The 17040-nt window shown below is 42.7% G+C and carries 14 protein-coding genes and 1 pseudogene; 10 read left to right on the top strand and 5 right to left on the bottom strand.

Features of this window, described 5'->3' with window-relative positions; genetic code table 11:
* The first annotated feature begins 93 nt into the window (after positions 1-93).
* On the top strand, positions 94-966 hold the full coding sequence (locus KPL72_RS17740; RefSeq protein WP_219703929.1) for an aldo/keto reductase family oxidoreductase: 873 nt from the start codon (positions 94-96) through the stop codon (positions 964-966).
* Positions 967-1225: 259 nt separating this feature from the next.
* Here KPL72_RS17740 and KPL72_RS17735 read toward each other — a convergent pair whose 3' ends face one another.
* A complete protein-coding gene (locus KPL72_RS17735; protein ID WP_219703928.1) occupies positions 1226-2119 on the bottom strand; it encodes a DMT family transporter in 894 nt (297 codons plus the stop codon).
* Between the two features lie 137 nt (positions 2120-2256).
* On the opposite strand from KPL72_RS17735, the gene KPL72_RS17730 reads away from it, so the two are divergent.
* The 4 genes and pseudogenes from KPL72_RS17730 (at position 2257) to KPL72_RS17715 (ending at position 7250) form a co-directional block, all read left to right on the top strand.
* The gene (locus KPL72_RS17730) at positions 2257-3078 is read left to right on the top strand and encodes an HAD-IIB family hydrolase (RefSeq protein WP_212918514.1); all 822 of its coding nucleotides are present in this window, start codon (positions 2257-2259) and stop codon (positions 3076-3078) included.
* Positions 3079-3129: 51 nt separating this feature from the next.
* A complete protein-coding gene (locus KPL72_RS17725) occupies positions 3130-4359 on the top strand; it encodes a glycosyltransferase family protein (RefSeq protein WP_212918513.1) in 1230 nt (409 codons plus the stop codon).
* A 116-nt stretch (positions 4360-4475) separates the two neighbouring features.
* Positions 4476-5498 (top strand): annotated as a pseudogene (locus KPL72_RS21520) (alpha-amylase family glycosyl hydrolase); the annotation flags it as partial.
* Positions 5499-6383: 885 nt separating this feature from the next.
* Positions 6384-7250: an ABC transporter substrate-binding protein gene (locus KPL72_RS17715; RefSeq protein WP_219703926.1), complete on the top strand. Its 867-nt coding sequence runs from the start codon at positions 6384-6386 to the stop codon at positions 7248-7250.
* A 91-nt stretch (positions 7251-7341) separates the two neighbouring features.
* Here the strand turns inward: KPL72_RS17715 and KPL72_RS17710 are convergent, their stop codons facing one another.
* Positions 7342-7671, bottom strand: a complete 330-nt coding sequence (locus KPL72_RS17710; protein ID WP_212918510.1) for a DMT family transporter — start codon at positions 7669-7671, stop codon at positions 7342-7344.
* A 42-nt stretch (positions 7672-7713) separates the two neighbouring features.
* Positions 7714-9582, bottom strand: coding sequence for an ABC transporter ATP-binding protein (locus KPL72_RS17705; protein WP_219703925.1), 1869 nt, complete (start codon positions 9580-9582; stop codon positions 7714-7716).
* 308 nt (positions 9583-9890) lie between these two features.
* On the opposite strand from KPL72_RS17705, the gene KPL72_RS17700 reads away from it, so the two are divergent.
* The 4 genes from KPL72_RS17700 to KPL72_RS17685 all read left to right on the top strand — a co-directional run bounded on the left by KPL72_RS17700 (position 9891) and on the right by KPL72_RS17685 (position 12780).
* Positions 9891-11084 (top strand): Bcr/CflA family multidrug efflux MFS transporter, encoded by a 1194-nt coding sequence (locus KPL72_RS17700; protein ID WP_212918508.1) that lies wholly within the window; start codon positions 9891-9893, stop codon positions 11082-11084.
* 70 nt (positions 11085-11154) lie between these two features.
* Positions 11155-11505, top strand: a complete 351-nt coding sequence (locus KPL72_RS17695) for a HopJ type III effector protein (protein ID WP_219703924.1) — start codon at positions 11155-11157, stop codon at positions 11503-11505.
* Between the two features lie 143 nt (positions 11506-11648).
* Complete coding sequence (locus tag KPL72_RS17690) at positions 11649-12470, top strand: HAD-IIB family hydrolase (protein ID WP_212918506.1); 822 nt, start codon at positions 11649-11651, stop codon at positions 12468-12470.
* 148 nt (positions 12471-12618) lie between these two features.
* Positions 12619-12780 (top strand): hypothetical protein, encoded by a 162-nt coding sequence (locus KPL72_RS17685; RefSeq protein ID WP_157789920.1) that lies wholly within the window; start codon positions 12619-12621, stop codon positions 12778-12780.
* Positions 12781-12823: 43 nt separating this feature from the next.
* On the opposite strand, the gene KPL72_RS17680 is transcribed toward KPL72_RS17685, so the two are convergent.
* Positions 12824-14332 (bottom strand): TyrR/PhhR family helix-turn-helix DNA-binding protein, encoded by a 1509-nt coding sequence (locus KPL72_RS17680; RefSeq protein ID WP_219703923.1) that lies wholly within the window; start codon positions 14330-14332, stop codon positions 12824-12826.
* Positions 14333-14365: 33 nt separating this feature from the next.
* The gene (locus KPL72_RS17675; RefSeq protein ID WP_219703922.1) at positions 14366-15580 is read right to left on the bottom strand and encodes an ROK family transcriptional regulator; all 1215 of its coding nucleotides are present in this window, start codon (positions 15578-15580) and stop codon (positions 14366-14368) included.
* Positions 15581-15782: 202 nt separating this feature from the next.
* On the opposite strand from KPL72_RS17675, the gene KPL72_RS17670 reads away from it, so the two are divergent.
* A complete protein-coding gene (locus KPL72_RS17670; protein ID WP_219703921.1) occupies positions 15783-16973 on the top strand; it encodes an AGE family epimerase/isomerase in 1191 nt (396 codons plus the stop codon).
* Positions 16974-17040 lie beyond the last annotated feature (67 nt).

Raw genomic sequence — 17040 nt, 5'->3', positions numbered from 1 at the left:
TCGCACAATACATTCCAATTAAATGGATTGTCGCACAAATTAATGAGACCTAGAATAGGTCACCTACCCAACAGATCACACAGGAAAATCATCATGGTTAACATTCAACAAGCTGGTACATTCAAGTTCGGTAATAAAACAATCAACCGAATGGGTTACGGCGCTATGCAGTTGGCTGGCGCGGGTGTTTTTGGTCCGCCTAAAGATAAAAAAGAAGCCATTGCTGTCCTTCAAGCCGCAATAGAAAGTGGCGTTAACCATATAGATACCTCCGATTTTTACGGCCCACATATTACGAACCAAATCATTCGTGAGGCGTTACACCCTTATGCTAAAGAACTGTTATTGGTGACTAAGGTTGGTGCTCGTCGCAATGAAAAAGGCGATTGGTTGCCAGCTCTTTCAAAGCCTGAACTTATTCAAGCCGTGCATGATAATCTAACCAACCTTGGTATTGAGCAAATTGAGGTAGTCAATCTGCGAGCTATGTTTGATGTTAGTGGCCCATCCGAAGGCTCTATTGCAGAACCATTATCCGTACTGGCCGAGTTACAAAAAGAAGGCCTGATACATCACTTAGGTGTCAGTAATGTTACTGCAAACCAAATTGAGGAAGCACGCAGTATCGCACCAATTGTTTGTGTACAGAACCAGTACAACCTAGTACACAGAAGAGACGATGCACTTATTGATCTGCTTGCAAAAGAAGGCATTGCCTATATACCTTTCTTTCCACTTGGCGGCTTCACACCACTACAATCATCCATTTTAGAAGAAGTTGCGATATCACTAAACGCCACAGTAATGCAAGTCGCTTTGGCTTGGTTACTTCAGCGTTCAGCTAATATTCTATTAATACCTGGAACATCTTCAACTAAACATCTACAACAAAACTTAGCCGCAGCGAAGTTGATTTTACCGAGTGAGGCCATTGCCAAATTAAATAACATTGCTGTTAATATCTAAAAATATCTAAATTTTGGTATAAGTAAAACTACCCACCTACCTCTAGATGGGTAGTTTTATATTCAGAAGTGCTTACCAATGCTAAATTGTACTTTAGAAATTGAACAGATGGCTTTAGTTGAATACACCCGCAACCTTAAGAGTGATGGTGTATCTCACCATTAGGAGAAAGTAATCACATTGTTAGGCTGGAAAAAACGATCAATTTTCAAACACAAGCCTATCAATTATGGCGCATTGAGATATAAACGCACCAAAACTAGGCATTTTTAGGTGTTCGTTTTCTTGCAATAATAACGAGCAAGACGCCACCTAGGACGCTTAACGTTGCGATAACGAGGTGTAAGGTGATGGATTCCTTGGCAAAAACTACGCCTCCTATTGTGGCAATGATAGGAACCAGTAGCTGTAACACAGCAGCCATGGAAGCACTAAGATAAGGCAAGACAGCGTACCAAATTGCGTAACCTAAGCCAGACATAATAGCGCCAGAAGCGATCGCTAGCATAATGCCGTCAAACTGCGGGCTGGCGGCTTGTGCCGTATTAAAATGAATGACAATCAGTGCGACCAGTAGCATGGGAATGGTTCTGACGAAGTTAGACGTTGTTGCGAATAAAGGCTTAGCTGAAATTTTACCTCGCCATGTGTACAAGCCCCACGCCATACCTGCTAGCGTCATTAAGACAAAGCCCAATAAAGAAGGTGATGATAAAGTAGGAAGCACTAAATAGACAAAGCCAGCAAAGGCGATCACCAAGCCTAACCATTCCAACCAAACCAGCTTTTGCCCTGCCCACACGGCAAATAAGATCAAGGTAAGCTGTACCGCACCAAAGAGTATTAAAGCGCCTATTCCTGTTTCTAATGTGACGTAGGCATAAGAAAAGCCCAAGGCATACACAAAGAGCGCAGAAGCCGATAACCAACTACCTTCTAGCCATACAGTTTTAACATCATTTCGTTGCTTTTTGAGACACTGAAAAACGCTAAGCAAGACCAAGGTAGATGCGCCACTGAACAAGCGCCACGCGGTGAATTGAGCTGGATCGATTAGCCCATCGCTCAGCGCCAGACGACACAATACAGAGTTTGCTGCGAACGCCAACAAAGCCAAAATCACAAAGACACATAAACGTAGCAAACTTGTCATCTATTTGTTCCATAGCCTAGTTTATCTTAGGACTGTCCTCATAAGGAAAACGCCACTTTTACGCACTGGCACCAGATTTGCAAGACTTATACTAACGTCCACCAGCGGTATTTTGATGGACCCAAAAAGGAATCGACATGACAACGCTTTTAATTTTTACCGATTTGGATGGCACATTACTCGATCATCACACATACAGTTTCAAACCAGCACTGGCGGCCTTACAGTCGCTGAAGACTTTTTCTATTCCTTGCGTGATCAACACCAGCAAGACTTTTGTTGAGCTTGTGGAACTTAGAAAAGCGCTCAACCATCAAGACGCTTTTATCGTAGAAAACGGTTCTGCCGTTTATATCCCTAAAAATTTAGCCCTCTCTATAAACGAAGACTTAGAGGACTGCGGCGATTATTGGCGTAAATCGTTTGGCCCGAAACGCGACGAGCTAATCGAACTGACCAATGACAAGCAAGATCAATATACCTTTAAACGCTTCAGCGAGATGACATGGCAAGAACTGGTTTCCATCACAGGTTTGAGTGAAGAAAACGCCAAGCAAGCCATGCAACGAGAATTTACCGAGCCTATGGTTTGGACCGACTCTAACCTTGCTCTTAATGTATTGCGTGACGACCTTGCGCCATTTGGTGTGCAAATTCAGAAAGGTGGCCGTTTTGCCCATCTGATGGGCGAGCACTGTGATAAAGCAAACGCCATGTTATGGCTCAAAGAATTGTATGAACAACAAAGTGACGAAGACGTTACTACTATGGCATTAGGCGATGGTGAAAACGACGTAGGCATGTTGAGCAAAGCCGACATTCCAGTGGTGATTCGCTCCCCGGTTCATGCGCCACCAGAAATTCCAAATAGAAGCGATGCTTGGCTTAGTGATGCTTATGGGCCAGAAGGCTGGGCTCAGGCGATTAATTTACAGCTCACTAAACAAGGTATTTTGTAAGCGACGAAAAGAACAATAAACACACCATATTACGACATTAGGAGAATTACTATGGGCGACTTTCATCAAAACGGTATCATCACCACGCTTCACAATCTGGCACACCGCCCGTTAGAAGAAATGGAAAAAGAACTGTGTGAGTTTGCTAAAACACGCCCAATGTCTCTTATCCTACCTTGTCTGTATTCCGAGCTGGAAACAGACGCCATGCCGAATATCCTTAAACATTTGCAGCAAGTTCCCTACTTGTCTGAAATTATCATCGGCTTAGACCGAGCAACAGAAGATCAATACCGTCATGCATTAGAGTTTTTCAGCGTATTACCACAAAACGTTAAAGTACTTTGGAACGACGGCCCTCGCTTAAGGGAAATCGACAGCGTATTAAAAGGCGAACACCTTTCGCCATCTGATCCAGGTAAAGGCCGTAATGTATGGTTCTGTATGGGTTACAACCTAGCCGCAGGCAAAGCCGAATCCATTGCCATGCACGATTGCGACATCGTCACTTATGATCGTGAATTGTTGGCTCGTCTTATCTACCCTGTGGCGAACCCAAAATTTAACTACGAATTCTGTAAAGGCTTTTATGCTCGCGCAGCCAATGGAAAAATGAATGGCCGTGTTAGCCGTTTATTGGTCACGCCTTTATTGTGCTCGCTGAAAAAAGTCTTTGGCCATTTGGACTACGTAGAATACTTAGACAGCTACCGTTATCCGCTCGCTGGCGAGTTTTCATTCCGTCGCGATGTGATGACGGATTTGCGTATCCCTAGTGACTGGGGCTTAGAAATTGGCGTACTGAGTGAAATGTACCGTAACTATTCAACCAACCGTTTGTGTCAGGTGGATATCGCCGATATTTATGATCACAAACACCAAGACTTGTCTGCCGATAATGACGATGGCGGCTTGTCTAAAATGTCCATCGACATCACCAAAGCCATTTTCAGAAAGTTGGCGACAAACGGCACTATTTTCAACCAAGAAACCTTCCGTACGATTAAAGCTACCTACTATCGCGTTGCACTCGACTTTATAGAGACTTACCGCAACGATGCGGAAATCAACGGCCTAAAATTAGACGTTCATACGGAAGAGCAAGCGGTTGAACTGTTCGCCAGTAACATTATGAAAGCAGGCAACCAGTATTTAGACAACCCAATGGAAACACCATTTATTCCAAGCTGGAACCGTGTTGTGAGCGCTTTCCCTGGCGTCATGAATCAACTGGCTCAAGCCGTTGAATTGGATATGGCCCAATACGGTCCTAAACAATAATAAAGACTATAAATAAAAGATCGATCAAAAAAAGAACTGGCCCTTAAAGTAATCTTTTTGCTAAGTTGAACGTTACTACGTTGCTTTTCAATCACTAAAAAGACAGGTAGGTAAACATGGAAAATGCTCCTTTGTCGCATCTAGAACAGCGCCTAATCGCTCATTTGCAAGTCATTTACCCAAGCTTAGACAATAAGGATTTGGCTTCAAAGTGCTTAGCCACATTTAATCTAGATCCGTCAACTGAGTCTCCTCGTCCTCATAGAAATCTATGGGACCAATCAGACATTATGCTGATTACCTATGCGGATACCTTGCGCAAAAAAGAAGAAGCGCCTTTGGAGACTTTGCATAAGTTCGTTAAAAGCAAATTGTCAGATTGTATTTCCGCCGTTCACCTACTACCCTTTTTTCCGTATAGCTCAGACGATGGTTTTAGCGTGATGGATTACACAACCGTCAACCCATCTTGCGGACGCTGGGCCGATGTGGTTAATCTTTCTAAAGACTTTAAAGTCATGGGCGACCTAGTCATCAACCATTGCTCAAGCCGCAGTATGTGGTTTGAAAATTACAAAGCTGGCGTTGAGCCGGGTGCGAGTTTCTTTTATGAAGCCGATCCTAATGCTGATTTAAGTGCTGTGGTTCGCCCTAGAACTTCGCCATTGTTGCGAGAGATACAAACTAAAAATGGCGAAAAACATGTTTGGTGTACTTTTAGTCATGATCAGGTTGATTTGAATTTTGAGAACCCAGCGGTTCTGTTAGAGTTCCTGCGTATCATTCGTTTATATCTTGAAAAAGGTATTCGTTGGTTTCGCTTGGACGCAGTGGCATTTCTCTGGAAGGTCCCAGGCACCTCTTGCATCAATTTGCCGCAAACCCATGAAATCATCCGTTTATTAAGATTGATGATCGAACATTACGCACCAGAATCTGTAATTATCACCGAAACCAACATACCAAATCAGGAAAACCTCACCTACTTTGGTAACGCCAACGAAGCCCACTTGATCTACAACTTCTCACTGCCACCTTTACTTATTAATAGCTTGGTTACGGGAAATAGCAGCCACTTGAAACAATGGTTAATGAGCATGACGCCTGCTCAGCAAGGCACAACCTACCTGAATTTCCTAGCCTCTCATGATGGCATTGGCTTACGTCCAACGGAAGGTTTGCTGTCGGAATGGGAACTGGAAACGCTAATCAATACCATGAAGCGTTTTGGCGGTAAAATAAGCTCACGTACTACGCCGCAAGGTGAAGCCAAGCCTTATGAAATCAACATTAGTCTTTGGAATGCCTTATCAGGATCAGCACTGCACGGCCCAGACAAATGGCAATTTGCTCGTTTCCTCTGCGCCGCTGGCGTTATGATGGCTTTGGAAGGCGTTCCTGCTTTTTATATTCATAGCTTATTTGGCACAGAAAACGATTTAGAGCGTGTGGACAATACTGGTCAATTTCGCTCAATCAACCGCCATATATGGGATATGGAAGATTTAGATCATGTTTTGAATACACCAACTCATCATCAGAAGGTGTTCCAAAGCGTAACAAAATTGATTCAAATACGCCGAGCACAACCCGCCTTTCACCCAAATGCTACTCAGTATGTGCTACACATGGGTGAAAACCTATTCGCCTTCTGGCGTCAAAGCTTAGACAGAAGACAAAGCTTGTTTGCCGTTTACAATATGACAGACCAACCGCAAAGCTTTAACTTGTCTGAACTTAACCTAATTGCCACCGATGACTGGACAGATTTGGTGTCTGAACAAGTTTACGAAGACCATTTAGGCAAAGTCACCTTAATGCCCTATCAGTTTGTTTGGCTTGCTAACAAGAAAGGGAAGATCAAAGAGAGTTAATTGTCGTTTCATGTTTAGCAACACACCGTGCTAGGTTATAGACACAAAACCTGTCAATAAAAATGAGACAATGATAACCATTATCAATAATTGATAATGGTTATTTTTATTTCAAGCTCTTTTTATTTCAAGACACAGGTAATTGTGAACATGATGAATTTAAGAAAAATCCTAGCCATCGGAACATTGATCACCTTCAGCCAACTGTCTACAGCAGAAACGCAATTGCCTAAAGCTGCGATTTTTGATCTTGGCAGTTTAGATACCATCACTGCATTAGGCTTAGAAAGCCAAGTGGTTGGCGTACCAAAGCAAGTTCTTCCAGACTATCTGAAACAATTTAATGACGCTCGTTACACTGATGTGGGGGGCTTAAAAACACCAGACCTAGAAGCCATCAAAACGCTCAATCCTGATCTTATCGTAATTACTGGTCGCCAAGCAGGCCAAAAAGACGCTCTAGAAAGGATCGGTAAAGTTAAACAAGTTGAAGCTTCTGGTGATAATTACTGGGAAAGTTTCAGTGCAAACGTCAGCTCAATTGCGGCTTTATTTAATGCTAAAGACACTGCAAATAAAGCGCTTGCAGAACTAAGCACAGATATAGAGTCAACAAAAACTGGCATTAAAGGCAATCCGACTATTCTGGTTGTGACACATAACAATGGCTCTTTCGGATTACGAGATGAACCTATAGCGACTCAGTTATTAGGCTTAGAGGCATCAAAAGTTCCGTCTCATGTAACACCACAAAAACGCGGCACTCGTACATTTACATCACTTAGCGTGAACAATATTGCAGAGATGAAACCAACGACTTTATTTATCGTTGACCGTAGCGCAGCGATTGGTAACACAAAAGAATCACTCGATATTGAAAAGCTAAAATCAGAGCTTGCTGATCAAGGTGGTCAATCCATCCAAGTCGCTTATTTGTCACCTAAACTTTGGTATTTGTCAGGCAATGGTTTACAAAGCCTCAGATTACAAGTGAAAGAAATAGCAGACGCTCTTTAATACAAAAACCACATAAAGCTTGCGGATGAAACAAAAAAACTCGCTGAAATCCATCAGCGAGTTTTTTATGCTTCCAGTATTCAACTCTTTATTAATGGCTGACCGTTTTAGAAAATACATTAATCACCACCACTCCAGCGACAATCAACGACATTCCAACACACGCCGCCAAATCAAGCTTTTCACTGTTAAACAGATAGCCAAATACCGAAATCAAAACAATGCCTAAGCCAGCCCAAATTGCATAAGTCACGCCTGTTGGCATAGATCGCATCACGATGGACAAAAGGTAAAACGACATAGCATAACCAACCACCAGCACAATACTTGGACCCAATTTAGTGAAGGAGTCTGACGCTTTTAAAGCAGTCGTAGCAATGACTTCAGCTAAGATAGCCAGAAACAAAATAAAATACGTCATAAGCCCTTCTCTAAGTTATCGATTCCAACAGGAACTGTATTTTTACTTCGCGCCTTCCAGCTCAACATCTTCGATATCAATGTCTTCAGCTAAGAAACCACCGGTTTGATGCGCCCAAAGTGATGCATAAATACCAGCATGCTGGATCAACTCATCATGACTGCCCTGCTCTATGATGTTGCCTTTATCCAAAACAATCAAACGATCCATTGCCGCAATGGTCGACAAGCGATGAGCAATAGCGATCACAGTTTTACCTTGCATCAGTTTGTACAAGCTCTCTTGAATTGCAGCTTCTACTTCAGAGTCCAATGCAGATGTTGCTTCATCTAGAATCAACAAAGGCGCATCTTTTAACAAGACTCGCGCAATGGCAATACGTTGACGCTGACCGCCGGAAAGCTTGATACCACGCTCACCGACCATGGCATCGTAACCTGCATTACCGAACGGATCGGTCAGGTCTAGAATAAAGTCATGAGCTTCTGCTTGCTTAGCAGCAGCGATCATTTCTTCTTCCGTGGCATCAGGTCGACCATAAAGTAAGTTCTCGCGAACCGTTCTATGTAGTAAAGACGTATCCTGAGTCACCATACCAATTTGACCACGTAACGAATCTTGCTGAACAGCGCTGATGTCTTGTCCGTCAATGCGAATTTGACCTGATTCAATGTCATGGAAACGCATCAATAGATTAACAATCGTTGACTTACCGGCACCAGAGCGACCGACAAGGCCGACTTTTTCACCCGCTTTTATAGACAAGACAAGGTTCTCAATGACCTTACTGTCTTGCTTACCATAGTGAAAATTGACCGCATCGTATTCAATAAGCCCATGAGGTACTGAAAGTGCTGGCGCGTTTGGCTTGTCTTCTATCTCGATAGGTCGAGACAGTGTTTTCATACCATCGTTAACCATACCGATGTTTTCAAATAGCGCGCTGATTTCCCACATAATCCATTGAGACATACCGTTTAGCCTAAGTGCTAAACTCACTGCAATAGCAATTGCACCAACACTAATGATGCTGCCCGTCCATAACCAAATAGACAGAGCTGCTACCGAAAATGCCAAAATATAATTACAAGTTTGCACACCTACACTGAGCATAGTGACCAAACGCATTTGCTTGTAAACCGTCTGCAAGAAACCATCCATGCCGTCTTTTGCATAATCCGCTTCACGTTGATGATGAGAGAAAAGCTTAACGGTTGAAATATTGCTATAGCTGTCTACCACTCGTCCTGTCATGGTTGAGCGGGCATCGGCTTGATCAGCGGAGATTTTTTTCAGTTTAGGAACAAAGTACATTTGCAGCAAAACATAGCAAACCAACCAACCTAACATTGGGATCATCAAGCGATAGTCTGCTTTTGCGATCAGCACGACCATAGAAATAAAGTAAACACCGATGTAAACCAAGACATCGAGCAATTTCATCACGGTTTCACGAACCGCAAGTGACGTTTGCATCACCTTGGTGGAAATACGCCCAGCGAACTCATCCTGGAAAAACGACATGCTTTGACGCAAGATGTAATGATGCGACAACCAGCGAATACGCATTGGGTAATTACCCAATAGGGTTTGATGAATAATTGCCGAATGAAAAAAGGTCACTAAAGGCATCAGTACAAGAATCATTAAAGACATTAATAATAAATGCGTGCCCTCTTCAGCAAAAAAAGTGTCTGGGTCCTTATTAATCAACCAATCGACTAATTGCCCCATAAAGCTAAACAACGTCACCTCTAAAATAGCAATCGCGGCGGTCAAAAGAGACATTAGAAACAGCGGAAGCTCCACCCCTCTTGAGTAGTAACGACAAAACGCAAACAGCGTTTTTGGAGCCTGTATGGCTTCTATATCAGGGTAAGCAGGCACCCATTTTTCAAAAAAACGTAACATAAGATTCCTTATTAAACCTTTAAAACTTGACACCACTAGAAAAACAAAATGAAACAAAAATGGGTGCTGGACAGGGCAATAAAATGGACTTTATTTACCCACTAGAAATGAAAGCGAAATTGAACCACGTTCCATAAATGAAAACCAGAAAAGATAACCCTTACAAATTGTAGCCTACTGGGTTTTACTCAGTGTTTGCACAATTAAACTAAACGATCAAACGTAAACAGATTATAATTTATCAAACCTTTTGCGGATTTATGAGTGCAACTCGATAAAACCGATTAACCAATCTTTTAAGTTGCCATATGAAACTCACATTCCCTATTATTTTAGTACTCGGTCTTTTATCAGGACTGACACCTTTAGCAATTGACGCTTATCTACCAAGTATCCCAACTATTTCCAAGAGCCTAAACACTGATATTGGCCTCATTCAGATGACGTTAAGTATCTATTTGCTGGTGTTTGCCTTTCTACAGATTCTTTTTGGCCCTATTTCCGACGCTATTGGCCGACGTAAAGTTGTGGTCGGTGGTTTAACGGTTTTTGCTATTGGCAGCTTTATCTGTGCCTTGACACAAAGTTACGAAATGTTGCTAGTGGGACGAGCAGTTCAGGCCTTGGGCGGTGCCGCTGTAGCTGTGTGCATTCCTGCTTTGGTGAAAGACGGTATGTCGATTAATCAATTTGCCAAAGCCATGTCGATGATCATGTTAGTGATGGCATTGGCACCTTTGGCGGCACCGATTATCGGTGGTGCCATCCTCACCATTTTAAATTGGCACTATATTTTTGTCCTGCTAGGCATTCTAGCAATTCTCGCCATTGTGCTATTTTTGCGCACCATACCTGAAACGCTCCCCGTTGAAAAACGCACCCCCTTCTCATTTGGCAACGCGATTCGAAACTACATAATTTTGCTTAAAAATCGCTCGGTCATGGGTTATATCGCGGCTTCTGCCTTTTACTTTGCGGGCATGATGAGTTTTATTACTGGCTGCTCCTTTGTATACATTGAAATATATGGCGTTGATCCGGCAAACTTCGGCTTCTTAGTTGGCTTAAACGTTATTTCTATGATGCTGGCCTCAACCATTAATGGTCGTTATGTTGAAAAGCTTGGAACAGAAGTTTTATCTAAATATGCTATATATATTCCATTGGCTGCCTCAATATTAATGATTGCTCTTAGCTTTTTCGATCACCCACCACTATGGATTATCATCATTGCCAGTATGTCATTTATGGGACCAATGGGAATTCTAGGAAGTGGCTTTATGGCAGGCGCGTTAAAACATGCAGGTAGTCATAACGGTAGCGTCACAGCACTTGCCGGAACCTCTCGTTTCGCCTTTGGTGCCTTAGGTGGCGCCGTCATCAGTATTCTTCACAATGGCACTTTTGTCCCCATGCTTGGCACCATTGCCGCTTGTGGCATAATTGCTTTTATTTGTTTCAAAGTGACCGTTCGATACGCTGAACCAACCGCTGATCACTAACTTTATAATCCATCAAATTATTACATTAAACCGACATTTTTTATTAAACCGACTAATTGACGGAGTACCAATGCTAAGTACACAAACGCTAATCGAAAAAATCAAAAGCACGCCAGAACAGGTTCAATTCAAAGAAGTCATTGATGTCATTGAGCGCGAGTACGAATTCACGCCTGCTGCGTTTTCTAATGGCAAGCAGACCAATGGCATTAATGAAAACAATGGTTCTTGTAAGATTTTTTCTTTCGGATCTATTCACCAGCTAACTGAAATAGAAACACTGAATTTGTTTGGTGATTTTTACCGTGTCGATGTGTTAGACAATCCAGAAGCCAGCGACCATCAAAACATTCGCCAATTTATTGAAAATGGCTGGAGCGGTATTACATTCACAGCGACAGCGCTTGTTCAGAAAGACTAGTCTCTTAAAAGGCCACAACACACACTTACTGTTCGCTGTGGCCTTTCCAAGCAATCCAAAAAATAGCTTAACGCATGCCTTAATGGTTGAACTCCCCTTTCATAAAATGCGATAGTGTTGAACATTGCATATATGAGGTGATTATGGAATTAGTGGCATTTGATCTAGACGGAACTCTACTTAATCGACATCAACGCCTGTCTGATTACACACTCGATACCCTTGAGCGTTTAAAATCTGCAGGGGTTTTCTACACGGTTGCGACAGGCCGAACTCACTTTGCAGCCATGCCTTGTATTGAAGGACATGAATTCCCAAACTGGCAGATTTTTAAGAACGGTGTTGAATGGTGGGATCCTCAACAAAATCTATATCGTCATCGCAACCTACTATCACAAAGCCATATTTCAGAGCTGCTTACATCTTTTGAAGAAAACCAAGTCACGCCTTTTATTTTTTGCCTAGAAGACGATGGTTCGCACAGAGTTTACCATTCGCCGCTGACTGGACATTTGAGCGACCACATCGCCAATGAGCTGGGCAACCATAAAAATATGAGTCTTCACCCCATAGCGGAGCTATCTCATAATGCAAGAATCACTAATATTAGTGCGATGGGCCGCCCCGAGTTTATTGAAAAAATTGTCCTAGATAGCCAAAAACACAGCCATTTAACCGCCTATTCCGGTGGTGGCATTTATAACCCTGATGCATTCTGGTTAGACATCCACCACAGCAATGTGTGTAAAGGTTCTGCATTGATGGAACTAAAAGCAGAAATTGGTGCCGAAAGGTTGGTAGTATTTGGAGATGGAGACAATGATCTATCTATGTTCTCTGCTTCAGATGAAGCCTTTGCAACCGATAACGCATTGCTTCATGTGAAAGATGCTGCTACCGATGTCATTGGTCATCATGATGAAGATGGCGTAGCAAGGTATCTAAGAAAAAGGTATAACTTGTAATCTTAAAAGGTATAACTTGTAATCTTAAAGGTTGGGGTTGATTTACAAAAAATCTCCTCCATTAACTTAAAGACAACATATTTAGCCTTTACCCAACGATCATTTTGAACCATGATTGTTAAAAGAATAATTAGTTTGGAGAAATGCCATGTTTGAATTTTTGTTATTCGTCGCTGCCTGCGCAGCAATTGCTTTCTTGGTAGCCAATATCCAGAAAAACACCGCACAACCGAAAACAAAGCTACAACCAATCAAGATTGAGCGCGAAGAAGTACGTCGTCCTGTACCACGTCATAGACGCCCATACTAACTAACCCTTTCTCCATTCTATCTATTTGCCAGATTGAAACCTTTCAGTCTGGCAAATACGTATTTATCCCGTACTCTTTTAGTTTATTCGCTATTGCACTATGACTCATGCCAACAGCTTTAGCTAGCCGCCTTGTACTTGGAAAGCTGGGGTAAAGTCGTTTTAGTAACTCAGCCTCCCATTGCTTTACTGTCACTTCCAACGAATCATCAATCAACACCATGTCAGCCATGTAATTATTCTCTGGTAACTGCACATCATCCGCTTGCCACTCTTTGTCTTGAGTCGTCAATAAGGTTTGTAGACAAGTGTTTTGTAACTCTTTCAAATTACCAGGCCAAGAATACAAAGCCAGCTTAGTTAAAGCCCCCTTTGAAATAGAAGGTACAGGCATGCGATAACGCTCCGCTTGAACCGATACAATTTGCAACACAAGCCCTTCTATATCCTCTTTTCGCTCCCTAATCGATGGCATAGGTAACACCAAAGCAGCCAAGGAAAAATACAAATCTTTGTTTAAAATATCGCCTTTACCAAGCTGCATTTGGCTTAACGAAGACAAAATAACCAAACGAACATTACTATCAAGGCTAGTACTTTCACCTGGTTGGCGAGACAACCAATCTGCTAAGGCGACTTGAGCTTGCTCATCAAGGAATTCAATATCTTCAATCACAAACCAGCCAGACAGTTTTTCTAATGCGATGATGTCGTCTTTCACTATTTCTCTGGCATGGCGAATAATAAGCTGCGCCTCGAGCTCGCCCTGACGCTTTTGCCAATACTGAAACAGCGCATCAACCAAATCTCGCTTGCCCGTGCCCACTTCCCCTTGAATCAGCAAAGGCATTGGTACTTGTGCAAAGGCTTTTGCTTGCAACAAGGTTCGTTTCATAACGGCGCTTTTAATTAGCGCTGGCTGGAAGTAGGTTTCTAAATGATTCTCTGCATCTGGCGCTTGCTTTAAACTTTCAGCTTGTCGATCCAAACGTGTTTTAGATTTCAAATAAATTACAGTGCCAGCAGGATTGGCAACACCCTCGTCGTCACTGACAAAAATCGGTTTCATTTCCAGCAATAAAGTTTTGTTACGAATGCGAATTCGTTTACTCATGCCATCACGTGGATTCGCCCATGCTTCTTTGGAAACATTAATTCCTTTGATAAACTGCTGAACAGGTTTGTGTAGCAGGTTCAACACAGGCACATTCAGATCTTGTGCAGCAAGCTCCGTTACCATGGTGATATTGCCCTTCAAATCAACAGAAATCACACCATCGGGTAAGGCTTCTAACAAGGTATAAAGCGCGTTGTGTTCTCTTTCAGATGGCGTGAACATCACGGTTTTAACGTCTTCTACGCTATCTAAGCGACGGATATCCGCTAACAACTGCTGCAGTTTTGAAAAAGGTATATCGGAAAAGCCACAATAAATACAACGACGCTTGGTATCGACTTCCACTAAGCGCATATCGATACCATGAGGAATAAATAAGTCGAGGGCTTCTCGCACCATACCTATTCTGTCTTCACATTGTATTTCTAACCTCATCACTTCTCTCTTTAGTTTTCTATTTTGCTCTCTTTAAGAGACTGAAACGGCGGATTTTGAACTTAGCAACAATAGATTTTGCTGCGGAGCAAAGCTCCCATAAAGCGGCAACACGGCAGCACCTAAAACACCGGCGGTATGACCGGTTTGTGCAATACGAATCGCTGGTAACGGCAACATACTGTGTGCTGTTAACGCACTTTCAAGACAGACAATTAACGCAGCCAATACAGGAGACGGTAAACGACCGCCAATCAAAACCGCCTCTGGATCGTATAAAGCAATCACCGATGCCAAAGCCGGAGTCACCTCAAACGCCACTTCATTTGCCCATTGCTCGATAAGTGTAGTGTATTCAGAGCCAAACCATAGCTCATCAGACAAAGGCCATTGAGTTTGCTGATCAGCAAAAAAACGACGCAAGGACGACAAAGACAAGGCTTCAAGAATCCATTTGCCATGCTTGCCCGTTGCAGTGGGAATTAAACCAAAGCTACCGGCTTTTCCGTGAGCACCAAAGTAACATTCACCATTAGCTACAAAACTGCCACCACAAGCAGTGCTCACGAATAGATAAAAAAAGTCCCGTTGTGGCGTAATCGATGCCAGCAACAACTCACTGGTCGCCGCAGCGACAGCGTCGTTTTCGCAGAAACAGGGCACGCCGGTTAAATCCGTCAACCAAGTCTCAAACGCGTCCGATTGCCAATAGGCCAAAGCGGCTTTTAGATTGCTTAGATCCGCCCTTTGATCCGAGTCCGTCACCAAGGTTTCCAACCAAGAATCCATATAATCGGGCCTTGCCAGACCAATTCCTTGAATCTTGCTCCAATCTTCTCCTAGTGTTGTTTTCACTTCTTCAATCAAATCTTGAGCGATTTTCTTAGCTAAATTTTCAGTGGAGAACGACACCATTCGTTCTAACAGCAAAACACATTCGCCACTGAAATCTAACAAAGCAGCGCTGATATGATCACGATCGACATTGATGCCTAAACCATAAGCGCCTTTTTTATTGATGCTAAGCTTTATAGAAGGCTGGCCTCGACGACCTTTTACCTTGCCATCAACTTGTAATAAGTGCCTTTCAAGCAAAGACGAGGTGATCACAGAAATCGTTTGAGCACTTAATCCCGTCTGTTCGGCAATCTTTACTCGAGAGATTTCAGGGTGCTGTCGAACCAAATGAAGAATGATGCGCTCATTATAAATGCGGCTTTGCTCAGAAGTACTACCTGACGATTTCATATAACCCTATTCTTATATTGAGCCAATAAATTAGGAAGATTTTCTCTACTTCACTCGTAACATTGTGCAAAGATCTCAAAGGATTGCCATCATTTAATAAATCTAATTGATTTAATCGCATAACTCATTAAGATGAGAAATCAGCTTTACAAAAATAACAAGGCTCAGATTATACAGCAGAGCCGAAGCAAAGGACGACAACATGCCTTCTTTTCCAGAGTTTACATCTGCCGCTTTTTTAAAAGACCACATTCAATCAACAATGAATTTTTATCACCCAAACTGCATTGACCCTGCGGGTGGTTTTTTTCAATTCTTCAAAGACAGTGGCGACATTTACGACGCAAATACTCGCCACTTGGTCAGCAGCACTCGCTTCATATTCAACTATGCTAAAGCTTATCAAGCGGAAGGCAAAGCTGAGTATTTACAGGCTACACGTCACGGCTTAAGCTATTTGAGAAATCGTCATCGCCGAGAAAACGGCGGCTATGTCTGGTTACTCAACAAAGAACAAAATCTTGATGAAACCAATCATTGTTATGGCTTTGCCTTTGTTATACTCGCTTATGCAACCGCTTATAAAGCTGGTGTAGAAGAAGCAAAACCATGGATTCAAGAAACCTTTGATGTCATGGAAAAGCATTTTTGGGATGCCGAGTTTGGGTTATACAAAGACGAAATATCCAGCGACTGGCAAGATGTTTCGCCTTATCGTGGACAAAACGCCAATATGCACAGCTGCGAAGCATTGCTTGCCGCTTACGACGCCACGCAAGAACCTCATTACCTTGAACGCGCTACATTATTAGCAAATAACATTTGCTTGCGCCAAGCCGCTCTAGCTGGCGGTGAAATTTGGGAACATTACACGATTGATTGGCAAGTTGATTGGGACTACAACAAAGCAGACCCAAAACATTTGTTTCGCCCTTGGGGATTCCAACCAGGCCACCAGACAGAATGGGCTAAACTACTACTTTTGATTAACCAGCGCTCGCCTCTAGACTGGCTAGTACCAACCGCTCAAAAACTGTTTAATTCAGCATGGGAAAAGTCCTGGGACGAAACCAACGGCGGCCTTTGTTACGGCTACGACCCAGAGGGTAATATTTGCGACGGTGACAAGTATTTCTGGGTTCAAGCCGAATCCTTTGCAGCTGCCGCTATGTTAGCCCTCGCCACCAAAGAAGAGCATTATTGGGATAAATACCAACAACTTTGGCAATACAGCTGGTCACACATGATCGACCATCAATACGGCGCTTGGTTTCGAATTCTGACTAGAGACAATAAGGCTTTCGATGACTGCAAGAGCCCAGCAGGCAAAACCGACTATCACACTATGGGCGCTTGTTATGAAGTTATCGACCAACTCACCAAGCAATCTTAATAACCTTATTGTGTAATCTCTCTACTGAGTGGGGGCTAACATTCTATTCATTGCTAAAATGGAGTAT

It is taken from the genome of Marinomonas lutimaris, from assembly GCF_019426345.1.
GTDB classification, from domain to species: domain Bacteria; phylum Pseudomonadota; class Gammaproteobacteria; order Pseudomonadales; family Marinomonadaceae; genus Marinomonas; species Marinomonas lutimaris.
The sequence above is the reverse complement of the archived record's forward strand: the minus strand, read 5'-3'. Positions and strand labels throughout refer to the sequence as shown.